This window comes from Acidobacteriota bacterium (genome assembly GCA_026707545.1).
Taxonomy (GTDB): domain Bacteria; phylum Acidobacteriota; class Thermoanaerobaculia; order Multivoradales; family Multivoraceae; genus Multivorans.
The window spans coordinates 1,174,538-1,187,453 of sequence record JAPOWR010000001.1 but is presented as its reverse complement, the minus strand read 5'-3'; the positions used below and the strand labels follow the sequence as shown (position 1 = coordinate 1,187,453).

Annotated in this window: 10 protein-coding genes; 4 read left to right on the top strand and 6 right to left on the bottom strand. The window is 67.6% G+C overall.

Going from position 1 to position 12,916, the window contains the following annotated elements; all coding sequences use genetic code 11:
* Positions 1–10: 10 nt before the first annotated feature.
* From OXG83_04590 to OXG83_04580, 3 genes are all read right to left on the bottom strand, one after another.
* Positions 11–1,111: an NAD-dependent epimerase/dehydratase family protein gene (locus OXG83_04590; GenBank protein ID MCY3964296.1), complete on the bottom strand. Its 1,101-nt coding sequence runs from the start codon at positions 1,109–1,111 to the stop codon at positions 11–13.
* Positions 1,112–1,159: 48 nt separating this feature from the next.
* A complete protein-coding gene (locus tag OXG83_04585; protein ID MCY3964295.1) occupies positions 1,160–1,579 on the bottom strand; it encodes a VOC family protein in 420 nt (139 codons plus the stop codon).
* Positions 1,580–1,687: 108 nt separating this feature from the next.
* Positions 1,688–2,644: an LLM class F420-dependent oxidoreductase gene (locus OXG83_04580; protein MCY3964294.1), complete on the bottom strand. Its 957-nt coding sequence runs from the start codon at positions 2,642–2,644 to the stop codon at positions 1,688–1,690.
* A gap of 148 nt (positions 2,645–2,792) precedes the next feature.
* Here OXG83_04580 and OXG83_04575 point away from each other — a divergent pair, with 148 nt between their 5' ends.
* Positions 2,793–3,926: a CaiB/BaiF CoA-transferase family protein gene (locus OXG83_04575; protein MCY3964293.1), complete on the top strand. Its 1,134-nt coding sequence runs from the start codon at positions 2,793–2,795 to the stop codon at positions 3,924–3,926.
* A gap of 64 nt (positions 3,927–3,990) precedes the next feature.
* Positions 3,991–5,448 carry a PhoPQ-activated pathogenicity-related family protein gene (locus tag OXG83_04570; GenBank protein ID MCY3964292.1) on the top strand — a complete coding sequence of 486 codons (1,458 nt, stop codon included), beginning with the start codon at positions 3,991–3,993 and terminating at the stop codon, positions 5,446–5,448.
* On the opposite strand, the gene OXG83_04565 is transcribed toward OXG83_04570, so the two are convergent.
* The gene (locus tag OXG83_04565; GenBank protein ID MCY3964291.1) at positions 5,449–7,323 is read right to left on the bottom strand and encodes a sulfatase-like hydrolase/transferase; all 1,875 of its coding nucleotides are present in this window, start codon (positions 7,321–7,323) and stop codon (positions 5,449–5,451) included.
* Positions 7,324–7,450: 127 nt separating this feature from the next.
* Positions 7,451–8,665 carry a CoA transferase gene (locus OXG83_04560; protein ID MCY3964290.1) on the bottom strand — a complete coding sequence of 405 codons (1,215 nt, stop codon included), beginning with the start codon at positions 8,663–8,665 and terminating at the stop codon, positions 7,451–7,453.
* A gap of 125 nt (positions 8,666–8,790) precedes the next feature.
* Between OXG83_04560 and OXG83_04555 the strand changes: the two genes are divergently transcribed.
* Both OXG83_04555 and OXG83_04550 read left to right on the top strand, forming a co-directional pair.
* Positions 8,791–9,798 carry a TIGR03617 family F420-dependent LLM class oxidoreductase gene (locus OXG83_04555; protein MCY3964289.1) on the top strand — a complete coding sequence of 336 codons (1,008 nt, stop codon included), beginning with the start codon at positions 8,791–8,793 and terminating at the stop codon, positions 9,796–9,798.
* A gap of 34 nt (positions 9,799–9,832) precedes the next feature.
* Positions 9,833–11,422, top strand: coding sequence for an AMP-binding protein (locus OXG83_04550; protein ID MCY3964288.1), 1,590 nt, complete (start codon positions 9,833–9,835; stop codon positions 11,420–11,422).
* A gap of 6 nt (positions 11,423–11,428) precedes the next feature.
* Here the strand turns inward: OXG83_04550 and OXG83_04545 are convergent, their stop codons facing one another.
* Positions 11,429–12,907, bottom strand: coding sequence for an oligopeptide:H+ symporter (locus OXG83_04545; GenBank protein MCY3964287.1), 1,479 nt, complete (start codon positions 12,905–12,907; stop codon positions 11,429–11,431).
* Between the last annotated feature and the right edge of the window lie 9 nt (positions 12,908–12,916).

The following is a 12,916-nucleotide window of genomic DNA, read 5'->3' as shown; positions in this document are numbered from 1 at the left end:
CAGAGGCGACTCAGGTGTCCCTCAACCGTGGCTCGATCACTCCCAGCTCGACCGACGTCTCGACCACGGCCTCGATCGTGTCCTCCACCGGCCGGAGGGTGGCCCCCAGCACCGCCTTCGCCTTCTTGCTGTGGTTGATCGCCGCCGGAGGCGCCGGACCACCTTCAGGGACTTCCGGCTCGCCGACGGTGAACGCCGGGAAGAGCTCCTGGATGATCCGGCGAACTTCCGTGCCGAGCCGGAGAGCGGAACGCCCGCCGCTGCCGTGGAGGAGGTAGCGGCTGCCGCCGTGGGTCGCCCTGTGATCGACGTCCGACTCCGCCGCCAGGCGCTCCGCCTTCACCAGGTCACGCACGTCGATGATGTTGTAGTACATGTCGTAGGGCGTCGGCCACGACGTTGCCCGTCCCGCGGCCAACCGTCCGATCTGCTCGATCCACTGGCCGACCTGGGCCTTGAACAGGATCGGGCCGCAGATCATCGCCGGGTTCATCGTGACCACGTCCCAGCGGCCGCCGCTTGAGTCCGCGGTCTGGTTCAGCAGATGCTCCGTGTCCACCTTGCTGCGGGCATAGGACATCCGCGGGTGATTCCAGACGTCCTCCGGGAAGTTGCTGGAAGCCCAGTCCGTCTCCGTCCACGCGTAGCCCGGAGGCATCGCCGGCGCGCCCAGGCCCGCGACCGCCGCCAGGGAACTCGTGTAGACGACGCGCTTCACGCTTCCGCTTCGGTTCACCGCGTCGATCACGTTCCGCGTCCCGGCCATGCCGCCCTCGTAGACGTCCGTCGCGACGTTCCCCGAACCCCGCGGTTGGGACTTGCCGTCGGCCGAGTTGCCGAGCACCGCGGCGACGTGGAATACGCCCGAGCAACCCGTAAACGCCTCGTCGTACGAGGCCGGCACGAACAGGTCGCAGCCGTCCACGATCTCCACGTTCGGCAGCCGGTCCAGATACGAGACGCAGTCCCGGCCCCGCCAGGACGTCGCGTCGCGCAGGCATGCTCGTACGTCGTACCCGTGAAGCACCAGTTCACGCACCATGTGGCCGCCGGTGAAGCCGGAAACGCCAGTGACGGCAACCGGACCGTCGTTGGGAGAGATGGCAGTCATCCTGATGGCTCCTTGTGGCTCACTGGCAGGCGAAGCCCTGCTTCCCTGCTACTCCTGCGGCGGTGCGTAGACCAGCATCCAGTTGATGCCGTAGCGGTCGACGCACATGCCGAAGTACGCGCCCCAGAACTGGTCCTCCATCGGCAGCGTCACCGCACCGCCATCCGACAGCTTCGCCTGCAGTTCGTCCGCGTGTTCCCGGCTCTCGGCCTCGACCGAGATCGAGAAGTTGTTGCCGACCTCGAGCGGCGGGCCGAACGTCGTGCTGTCGCTCCCCAACAGCACGCTGTCGCCGACCGGAAGGGCCACATGCATGATCTGGTCCTCCTGGCCCTCGGCGAGCGGCAGTCCCTCCGGGCCTTCGCCGAAGGTATTGAAGTCCGAGAACTCGCCGCCGAAGACAGACCGGTAGTACTCGAACGCCTCGCGGCAGTTGCCGTCGAAGGTCAAATAGGTGCTGAGTGCCATGGATGTTCTCCTTGAGTCAAATCGGCAGGGGAATGACGTGCACTCGTCCGGCCGCGGGGCGGCGGCGAGCTTACGTCAAGGCCGAGAGAACCCGACGAGGGAGCGCGCCTAGCCCGGCGCCAGCGCCCGGATCGTTTCCCGCAGATCGTCCCCCGGATGCATGATCTGGAGCGCCGGCGTGTGCACTCCCGCCTCGATGTACTCCTGGATCCGTTCCCGGCACTTCCCGGGCGAGCCGATGATCAGGATGTCGCGCAGCGTCTCTTCCGGGATCACTTCGACCGCTTTCTTGCGGTCGCCGGCGCCCCAGGCGTCCCACATCGGGCCAAGATCGTCCCGCCGGCCCAGCCAGTCGTGAAACGCGGCGTAGACCGGCACGTTCAGGTAGGCCGCCATGGCGCGCCGGCCGACGAAGTCCACCACGCCCTTGTCCTCCGTAGGGATGACGAAGATGCGCGCTGCGATTTCCTTGCCGGGGCCGGCCTGGTGGACATAGGGGACGACCGTCTTCACGTCCTCGGGAGACAGCCAGTTGAGGATCGCTCCGTCGCCCTCGCGGCCGGCCATCCGCAGCATGCCCTCGCGTAGCGCCGCGACCAGGATCGGTGGATTCTCCTTGAGCGGCCGGCCCATGCGGAAGCCGCGGACCTTGAAGCTGCCGAAGTCCTCGTCGATCCGGTCGCCACCGAGCGCCTTCTTGAGGAACCGCACCATGTCGCGGGTCTTGTAGTAGGGCCGCTCGAACGGGATGTCGTTCCACTGCTCGACGATCACGTTGGACGACGTGCCGAGGCCCATGACGAACCGGCCCGGCGCCGCCTCCGCCATCGCGCCCACGGTCATCGCCATCAGCGCCGGTCCCCGGGTGTAGGCGGGGATGATCGCGATCCCGAGCCGCGCCGTCGGAGCCCAGATCGCCGCCTGCACCAGCGGGATGAAACCGTCGGAGCCGTTCGACTCGGAGGACCAGAAGTCCGTGTAGCCGAGGTCGACCATCTCCTTGATCAGGTCCTCCTGCTCCGCCAGGGGCAGGTTGAACGGAATCGTCATGCCGTAGCGCTGCATCGTCTGAACTCTCCCCTCCACGGCAGGGATGCCGTGGGCCGGTGATCGAATGGTCGTCGGGTCGCCGGATTGTACGGCACGGCGGGCGCCGGTCCGTCTCCTATACTGGCGCGCCTCCCCCCGCACAAAACCTCCCCTGGAGCGACGGATCATGGGACCACTCGACGGCTACCGCATTCTCGAAATCGCCGGCATCGGCCCGGGCCCCTTCTGCGCCATGGTGCTCTCCGATCTGGGCGCCGAGGTCGTCCGTATCGACCGTAAGGCGTATGCGGGACGCGGCTCGAAGTTCGACGTGCTGAACCGCGGGAGACGCTCCCTGGGGATGGACCTCAAGCGACCGGAAGCGGTCGAGGCGGTGCTCGACATGGTGGAACGGGCGGACGGCCTGATCGAGGGGTTCCGGCCCGGGGTCATGGAGCGGCTCGGACTCGGTCCCGACGTGTGCCTCGAGCGCAATCCCAGGCTCGTCTTCGGCCGCATGACGGGCTGGGGGCAGAACGGCACGATCGCGCACGCGGCCGGCCACGACATCAACTACATCGCGCTCTCCGGCGTCCTGCACTCGATCGGCAACAACGGCGGCAAGCCGGTTCCGCCGCTCAACCTGGTCGGCGACTTCGGCGGCGGCGGCATGCTGCTTGCCCTGGGGGTGGTGGCCGGTCTGCTCGAGGCGCAGAAGTCCGGCAAGGGGCAGGTGGTCGACGCTGCGATGACGGACGGCTCCGCCCTCCTGCTGGCCGCCGTCGTCGGAATGCACTCGGCGGGCGTGTGGAGGGACACGCGGGGTTCGAACATGCTGGACAGCGGCTCCCACTTCTACGACACCTACGAGTGCGCGGACGGCGAGTACGTATCCGTGGGATCGATCGAGCCGCAGTTCTACGCCCTGCTGCTCGAGAAGACCGGACTCGACGGCCGCGAATGGGAAGGTCATCTGACGGACCGGGACCGGTGGCCCGAACTCAAGAGCAAGCTGGCCGAGGTCTTCCGCACGAAGACTCGCGACGAGTGGTGCGAGATGATGGAGGGCAGCGACGTCTGCTTCGCACCGGTTCTCACGATCGGCGAGGCGATCGAGCACCCGCACAACCGCTCGCGAGACACCTTCGTGGAGGTCGACGGCGTGGCCCAGCCGGCGCCGGCGCCACGCTTCAGCCGCACGCCCGTCGCAGTCCAGGGGCCGCCGCCGAAGGCCGGCGAGCACAGCGACGCCGTGCTGGCGGACTGGGGGTTCAGCGGTGAACGGATCGACGCGATGCGGGCCGCCGGCGCGATCTGATCCTGCCGCACCCGGCCGGCGCCGAGTCGGCTGGCCAACATCGATTCAGAGGAGGAATGGAACCATGAGAGTCGCTCGCGACAGCTTCACCCTGATCGTCATCGCGTTACTGCTTCTGGGTTGCGCGGGCGGCGTCGATTCCACGGCCAGCGAGCCCGAAACCGCCACCGAACCGGATTCGCACGGCATCCTCAAGGAGTATGTCGACACCCCCGACCCGGCCTACGGCTGGACCCTGGTGAGCAGCGAGCCCGGCGACGGCTACACCCTGCACACGATCGAGATGACGAGCCAGACCTGGCTCACCGAGGCGGAGGTCGACCGGCCGCTATGGACCCACTGGTTGATGGTGGTCGAACCAGACGAGGTCACAAGTGACCACGGCTTCCTCTACATCTCGAGCGGTCGGAACGGCGGCGACCCGCCGGAACAGGCGAATCCGCTGACCCTCCAGCCGGCCCTGGCCACAGGCTCCTTCACCGCTGAACTGAGAATGGTGCCGAACCAGCCTCTGAACTTCGTTGGCGACGACTACGGAGAGCGGGTCGAGGACGAGCTGATCGCCTACGGCTGGGACAAGTTCCTGCGAGGCGAGGATGCAATCTGGCTCGCCCGGCTGCCCATGACGAAGGCCGCGGTGCGCGCAATGGACACGATGACCGCCTTCGCGGCCTCCGAGGACGGCGGCGGGAACGACGTGAGCCAGTTCGTCGTCGCCGGCGGCTCGAAGCGCGGCTGGACCACCTGGACCACGGCGATGGTCGACGACCGGGTGGTCGCGATCGCGCCGATCGTGATCGATCTCCTGAACCTCGAAGCCTCCTTCGAACACCACTGGAAGGCCTACGGCTTCTGGGCGCCGGCCATCGGCGACTACGTGTACGAGGGGATCACGGACTGGTTCGGAACGCCCGAGTACCTGGAACTCCAGCAGATCGTCGAGCCGTACAACCACCTCGACAAGCTGACGATGCCGAAGTACCTGATCAACGCGACCGGCGACCAGTTCTTCCTGCCCGACTCGGCCCAGTTCTACTTCGACGACCTGCTCGGCGAGAAGCACCTGCGCTACGTGCCGAACACCGAGCATTCCCTGGGCGGCAGCGACGCGGCAGTCGGCTTCCTCGCCTTCTACCAGGCCATCCTGGATGGCGCGGAGCGCCCCGATGTCGACTGGTCGATCGAAACCGACGACGCCGGCGGAGCCGCGATCACCGCCTGGGTGGCGAACGACATGGAGCCGAGTCGGGTTCTCCTGTGGCAGGCCTCGAACCCGGAAACGCGCGACCTCCGGGTCGACACGATCGGCCGGTCGTGGACCAGCACCGCCGTCGAACCGGGTGACGACGGCAGGTGGGTCGGCGCCGTCCCCGCGCCGGAACGCGGCTGGACCGGCTTCTACCTCGAGTTCGAGTTCCCCGGCCCCGGCGAGGCACCGTTCCAGTTCTCGACCGAGATCAAGGTGGTGCCGGAGGATCTGCCGTTCGGCTGGCCGCCGGAGGCGGCGGCGAGCGAGGGCTGATCAGGGCGCCTCGTCCAGGTCGAGCCAGATGGCCTCGAGCAGCCGAGGTACATAGTTCCTGAATCGGCGGTCGAGGCCTTCGAGTTCACTCGGCAAGGCACGGAGCCCCTTCCGCCAGGCATCGGCCTGACCGTTCGCACCGCCGAGCACCTCCGGTTCGAGGTAGTCGAGCGCATTGAGCGCGAGCAGCGCGTCGAAGAAGTCGCTGTCGTCGGTTGAAGCCGAGGCCAGCAGGAGTTCGACCGCGGGAGCACGGTCCTGTTCATCGCCGAACCGACCCAGAGCCTCGGCCGCGAAGATACGCACCGGTGGCGAGGGGTCGCCAAGCGCGGCCCGCAGCGCGCCGGCGGCCGAACGTACCGCGTCCGCGCCACGAGTGCGCAGCCCGATTGCGGCCCAGGCGCGTACTGCAGAGTCCGGGTCTCCGAGCATGCGGGTCAACCGCTCGATGTCCCCGCTCCCCCACCTCGACCGATCGGTGGCCAGTTCGGCCGCGGGCAGTACCCGCTCGATCTGGTAGCCGCCCTGGCCGTAGGTCCACGGCACACCGCCCATGTCCGCCGCCCGGCGGTGCATCTCGCCTTCAGGTAGGAAACTGAGATCGCGAATCGTCAGGAGCTGCCGCCGCAACGCCGCGGCCAGCCGCTCTCTCTCGGCCGCATGGTCAGGTGACGCCGCGAGGTTGTTGACCAGATCCGGATCGTTCTCCAGGTCGTAGAGCTCCTCGCTCGGCTTCTCCCCCCAGAAGGCCGCCTGCGCGTCGTTCAGTTCACCCTCCTGGAACAGCCGCAGCCAGACCCGGGTGGTCGGCGTCTCCATCTGGTAGGAGAGACGCTGACCGTAGGGCCGGTCGACCAGGAAGTTGCGCGCGTAGAGATAGCGCTGGTCGCGGACGCTCCGGACCAGGTCGTAGCGTTCGTCCATGCGGTCGGAAAAACCGAACAGGAACTCGTTTGGCGCCGCCTCGTGGGCCCCGAGGAAGGCACGCCCCTGGAATTGCGCAGGCGGCTCGATCCCGGCGAGGCTCAGCATGGTCGGCGCGAAGTCGATGAAGCCGACCAGCCGGTCCGTGCTGCCGCCCGGCTCGTAGTCGGCCGGCGCCAGGTGCCTGTACTTCTCAGGCACCGAGACGATGAGCGGCACATGTAGGCCGGTCTGCAGCGCCGTGCGCTTGCCGCGCGGCAGGCCCGGTCCGTGATCGGCCCAGTAGAAGACGATCGTGTCGTCCGCGAGGCCGGCCGCCTCGAGTTCGGCCAGGCGCTCCCCGACGAGCACGTCCATCTCGGTCAACTTGTCGTAGTACTGGGCCCAGTCCTGCCGCACCTCCGGCGTGTCGGGGTGGTAGGCCGGCACCCGAACGCCGGCCGGGTCGTGGACCTTCGTGTGCGGCCGGCGCCGGATCTGGCTCTCGTGGGTCACGGTGAAGTTGAAGACGGCGAAGAAGGGCGCCCCTTCCGGGCGGTTCCGCCAGTGCGCCTCGCGGGACGACTCGTGCCAGACGGCTCCCTGCCCGCCGGGCTTCGCGAGGTTGTAGTCCTCCTTGGCGTTGTTCGTCACGTAGTAGCCCGCCTCGCGCAGGTATTGCGGGAAGAAGCGGAAGCCGTCCGGGAGCGTGGATCGGCTGCGCATGTGCTGGGCGCCGGTGGATGCCGGGTAGAGGCCGCTGATGATCGTCGTGCGTGCCGGCGCGCAGACCGGCACCGTCGACCAGGTGTTGCGGTAGACGAGCCCGCGGGCGGCGAGGCGGTCGAGGTTCGGCGTAGTGGCGTAGTCGTCGCCGTAGGCGCCGAGTTGCGGACCGTTGTCCTCGCTCGAGATCCAGAGGATGTTCGGCGGCGGCAGGTCGGCGGGCGGTTGTTGACCGGCGACGGGCACTGCCAACAGCGCGAGGCCGAGGAAGCAGGCGCCGAACCCATGGCCTCGCCGCTTCGCGGCATCGGCCCGGATGCGGACCAGAAGGTCCGCGCACCCAGAGATACGGCGCTGGAGACGGCTCAACTCTCTACACCACCCGTTCAGCCCTGAACGCGGCGATCTCGTCGCTGCTGTAGCCGAGATCGCCCAGGATCTCGTCGGTGTGCTCGCCCAGCGTCGGCGCACGGTGACGGATCGTGGCGGGAGTTTCGGTCAGGCGCACGGAAGGCTGCGCCACCGGCGCCGGCCGCGGCATGTCCGGATAGTCGAGCTCGACGAAGGAACCGACCTCCGCGATGTGTGGATCGTCCAGCGTCTGCTGCATCGAGTACACCGGCCCGGAGGGGATCATCGCCGCGTTCAGGGTCTCCACCGCTTCCCCGGTCGACCGGGAGGCACACCAGGCAGCCATCCGCTCACCGATCACGTCGCCGTGGTCGCCCCGCGAGAGATCGTCGGCGAAGCGCGGATCGTTCAACCAGTCGATCTCTTCGCCATCGCCTCCGGTGCCGTTGTCCGCAGCCATCAGGTCCACCCAGCGCCTGAACAATGGCTCGCCGATCACCGAGCACAGCACCCAGCCGTCGGCGGTGCGGAAGATGTCGCCCGGACCGGAGGTCTGCGACATGTTTCCCGTCGGCAGCCGGTTGCGCTCGATCACCGCCTGCTCGATCAGGTTCGCGTTGCCCATCATCAACGCCGTCCTGAGCAACGCACCTTCAACCATCTGCCCCTTGCCGGTCTGCTGGCGCGCCATCAGAGCAGCCAGCGTGCCGTAGGCACAGGAAAGCGCGGTGCCGTAGTCCACGAACGGCGCGGCCGCGCGACGCGGCTTGTCGGCGTCGCCGGTCATGTATGCGATGCCGGACATGACCTGGCCGATGCCGTCGAAGCCGACCCGATCGCTGTAGCGGCCGCCGCGCCCATAGGCCGACACCGTGGTCAGGATGATGTCCTCCCTGACCTGGCGCAGGCTGTCCAGGTCGAGCCCCATCGCCTCAAGGGTCTTCGGCGGCAGATTCGCCACGACGACGTCGGCGGTCGCGACCAGGCGCTTCACGATCTCCCGGCCGGCCGGCTTCGTCGGATTCAGGGTCAGCGAGCGCTTGTTCCGGTTCATCTGCAGGAACATTCCGCCCTCGCCACTCGGCGCCACCGGCGCGATGAACCGGTCCTCGCTGCCTCGGACCTTCTCGACCCGGATCACTTCGGCGCCGAGATCGCCGAGCAGGGCGGCGCAGAACGGTCCGGCGATGTAGCGGCCGAAGTCCAGGACACGGACACCGGCGAGCACCTGATGCATGGAAGCTCCCTGGGACGAAACCGAAGTTGTTCCGAGGGCGAAAGCGGGGATCGTAGCAAGGCGAATGCTCCTCTATACTCGCCCGCCAACCCCGGACTTCAGAAGCACCAGGCCAGGAGAACGACATGAAGGTTGACGGCGGACTCCCCACCGATCTGCGCGAGGTCCCGGCCCGCATTCGGGAACTCGAAGACGCCGGCTTCGCGGCCGCGATGACCGCCGAAACGGCGCACGACCCGTTCTTCCCGCTGCTCCTCGCCGCCGAGCACAGCGAGCGGATCGAACTGATGACTTCAATCGCGGTCGCCTTCGCTCGTACTCCGATGAACCTGGCGAACGTCGGCCACGACCTGAACGCCTACTCGCGGGGCCGCCTGATTCTTGGTCTCGGCTCCCAGATCCGGCCGCACATCACGAAGCGCTTCAGCATGCCCTGGTCGCACCCCGCCCGGCGCATGCGGGAGTTCATTCTGGCGATGCGCGCGATCTGGTCGAACTGGTATGAGGGCGAGCGGCTCCGCTTCCAGGGTGAGTTCTACTCGCACACCCTGATGACGCCCATGTTCACGCCGACGAACACGGACCACGGCCCGCCGAGGGTGTTCCTGGCCGCGGTAGGACCGCTGATGACCGAGGTCGCCGGCGAAGTCGCGGACGGCCTGATCGTTCACCCCTTCACGACCCGGTCCTACATGCGCGACACCACCCTGCCGGCCATCGAGCGCGGTCTGGCCGCCGCCGGCCGCGACCGCTCGGACTTCGAGATCGCGTACCCCGGCTTCATCGTCTCCGGTCAGGACGAGAAGACGTTCGAGGCGACGAAGCGTGCCGTCAAGAAGCAGATCTCCTTCTACGGTTCGACGCCCGCCTACCGGCCGGTTCTCGAGTCGGAGGGCTGGGGCGAGCTGCAGCTCGAGCTGAACCGGATGTCCAAGCAGGGCCAGTGGGACGAGATGGGCCTTCTCATCACCGACGAGATGCTCGACGCCTTCGCGGTCGTCGGCGAGCCGGGCGATCTGGCCCGGGGCGTCCTCGACCGCTACGGCGAGGTCGTCGACCGGATGAGCCCCAACCTACGCTTCCTCGACGAGGCGACGCAGCGCGACGTGATCGCCTCCCTGTCCGCGAACTGAGCCACCCAACCGCGCTCAACAGGAGTTCCACGCGATGAAGGAGTTGATCTTCCACCGGCTGTTCGTTCCGGCCATGAACTACCTGGCGAACAAGGAATCGATCATCGACGGCGCCTACAGCGCGACCTTCGGGGAGCATGCCGACCGCACGATGCGCCTGTGCACGGCCCTGAGTGGCGAGTTGGGCATCGGCCGCACCGATCGCTTCGCCGTCATGGCGCTCACCAGCCATGAATACGTCGAGCTGTACCACGCCGCCTACCTCGGCGCCGGCGTGATCAACCCGCTGAACCTGCGTCTGGCCGGCAAGGAACTCGACTACATCGTGCGCGACTCGGGCACGGAGGTCGCCTTCGTCGACAAGACCTTCGCTCCCCTGTTCGCGCAGGCGATGGCGCTCGCCGGCGACGAGTGCACGGTGCGGCGCACGGTTCTGATCGGCGGCCCCGACGACGACACGGACGCCCCATACGACCTCCGCTACGAGGACCTGATCGCCGGCAGCGATCCCGTCCTGCCGGACGAGCCGGAAGAAACCGACTCGGTCGTTCTCATGTACACCGGCGGCACAACCGGCCTGCCCAAGGGCGTCCTCTGCAACCAGCGCGCCGAGATCCTGAACACCTACCACGGGGTCATGCGCTTCCCGCAACTCTCCGACGGCGTCGCGCTGCTGCAGACACCGATCTTCCACGCCGCGTCCATGGTCGGGGTCATCGCGACACAGACATTCGGCGGCAAGTTCGTCCTGATGCCGATGTTCGACCCGGGCGCCGCCATCGCGCTGATCGAGAAGTACCAGGTGACGACGACCACCATGGTGCCGACGATGATCCACATGCTGATGAGTCACCCGGACTTCGCTCCGGAGAAGCTTGCCTCGCTGCGCAACCTCGGTTATGGCGCGTCGCCGATGCCTGCGGCCCTGCTCGACCGGCTGCTAACCCTCTTCCCGGAGATGGAGATCGGCCAGGGCTACGGCATGACCGAGAGTTCGTCGTTGCTGACCGTTCTCGACGCTGAGGACCACAAGGTCGGCGGCGACCGCCTGCGTTCGGTCGGGCGGGCCGTGCCTGGCGTCGTGCTGTCGATCCAGGATGAGGACGGCAACATTCTGCCTTCCGGCGAGGTCGGTGAGGTCTGCGCCAAGGGCGGCAACTACATGACCGAGTACTGGAACAAGCCGGAGGCCACGGAGGAAGCGTTCCAGGGCGGCTGGTATCACACCGGCGACGCCGGCTATCTGGACGAAGAGGGCTACCTGTTCCTGGTCGACCGGGTAAAGGACATGATCGTCTCGGGCGGCGAGAACGTCTACTCGGCCGAGGTCGAGAGCGCGATCTCGACTCACCCGGTCGTCGGCCAGGTGGCCGTGATCGGCATCCCCCACGAGGTCTGGGGCGAGCAGGTCCACGCGATCGTCGTGCCGAAGGAGGGCGCCGACGTCGACGAGGGGACCGAAGCCTCGATCATCAGCCACGCCCGTGAGTCGATCGCCGGCTACAAGGTGCCCAAGTCCGTCGAGTTCCGGGTCGAACCGCTGCCGCTCTCCGGCGCGATGAAGGTCCTGAAACGCGAGCTGCGAGCACCCTACTGGGAAGGCAAGGAGCGTGGCATCAACTGAGCCGCCCTACTTCACCCCGGCACACAGCCACTTGATCGGCTTGAACAGCGCCAGGAACACGGCGCCGCCGACAGCAACGATCAACGCCACCGTCCGGAACAACTCGGCCGGCGGCAGCGCCTCGATGTAGCCGGCCACCCGGCCCGCGATCAGGTTGCCAAGGGCGGCGCCCATGAACCAGGTGCCCATCATCTGGGACACCAGGCGGTCCGGCGCCAGCTTGGTCATGCTCGAGAGTCCCACCGGACTCAGGCAGAGCTCGCCGACCGTGTGGAAGAAGTAGGTCACGACCAGCCAGGCCATCGCCGCCTGCTCGCCGCCCGCTTCGGCCATCGACGCGCCCCAGGAGAGCACGCCGAAGCCGACGCCGAGCAGCACCAGGCCAAGGCCGAACTTGACCGGGATCGACGGGTTCCGGTCCCCGAGCTTGACCCAGATAGCGCCCATGACCGGCGCCAGGACGATGATGAAGAAGGGGTTCACGGACTGCAGCGAGCCGATGGGAACCTCCATGAGGCCCCAAAGGTCCCGGTTCACGTAGTCCCGCGTGAACAGGTTCAGGGACGAGCCGGCCTGTTCGAAGCCCGACCAGAACAGGGCCGCGCCGACGAACAGCACCGCGCATGCGCCGACTCTTCGCCTCTCCGTGGCGTCGTTGCAGACGAAGCCGATCACGTAGGCGAAGTAGACAGCCGCCAGCACGACGACGATGAGGCCGGTCGCGTCGGCGAAACCGACCAGCGTGATCGGCGCGATTTCGCTGGCTCCGAGCCACCACAGGATGCCCGCCAGCACGACGATGCAGGCGGTACCCGCGATCAGGCTGCGCTTGGCGTTCGCGAGCTGAACGGGGTCGGCAGCGGGTCCGCGTGGATCACCGGCGCCTTCCAGGTGCTTCTGTCCGCGGACGTACGCGACAATCGCGGCGGTCATGCCGACGCCGGCGGCACCGAAACCCAGGTGCCAGTCGATGTTCTCGCCCAGGTAGGAGCAGACGAGCGGCCCGGCAAGGGCCCCGATGTTGATCCCCGAGTAGAAGATCGAGAAGCCGGCATCGCGCCGGGCCGCGGAGTCCTTGACGTAGAGGTCGCCGACCACCGCCGAGACGTTCGGCTTGAGCAGCCCGGTGCCGACCACGACCAGGAACAGGCCGAGGAAGAACGTGACGAGGCTCGGCACGGCGAGGGCGTAGTGCCCGAGCGCGATGATGACCCCGCCCCAGAGCACCGCCTTCTTCTGGCCCAGGATGCGGTCGGCGACCCAGCCGCCCGGCAACGCCAGGGCGTACACCCCGAAGGTGTAGAGCCCGTAGATCGCCGAACTCCTCTCGGTGCCCAGGTCGAGGCCGCCGGTGGCAACGTCGGTCATGTACAGGAGCAGCAGCGCCCGCATGCCGTAGTAGCTGAAGCGTTCCCAGAGCTCCGTGAAGAACAGGGTCGAGAGTCCCCGCGGATGGCCGAACCACTGCGCCGTCGATGTCGTCATGACCGGAGA

Coding starts and splice junctions, on each gene's coding strand:
- OXG83_04560 (MCY3964290.1), bottom strand. CDS start 8,665: ATGCATCAGGTGCTCGCCGGTGTCCGTGTCCTGGACTTCGGCCGCTAC.
- OXG83_04585 (MCY3964295.1), bottom strand. CDS start 1,579: ATGGCACTCAGCACCTATTTGACCTTCGACGGCAACTGCCGCGAGGCG.
- OXG83_04590 (MCY3964296.1), bottom strand. CDS start 1,111: ATGACTGCCATCTCTCCCAACGACGGTCCGGTTGCCGTCACTGGCGTT.
- OXG83_04550 (MCY3964288.1), top strand. CDS start 9,833: ATGAAGGAGTTGATCTTCCACCGGCTGTTCGTTCCGGCCATGAACTAC.
- OXG83_04580 (MCY3964294.1), bottom strand. CDS start 2,644: ATGCAGCGCTACGGCATGACGATTCCGTTCAACCTGCCCCTGGCGGAG.
- OXG83_04555 (MCY3964289.1), top strand. CDS start 8,791: ATGAAGGTTGACGGCGGACTCCCCACCGATCTGCGCGAGGTCCCGGCC.
- OXG83_04570 (MCY3964292.1), top strand. CDS start 3,991: ATGAGAGTCGCTCGCGACAGCTTCACCCTGATCGTCATCGCGTTACTG.
- OXG83_04545 (MCY3964287.1), bottom strand. CDS start 12,907: ATGACGACATCGACGGCGCAGTGGTTCGGCCATCCGCGGGGACTCTCG.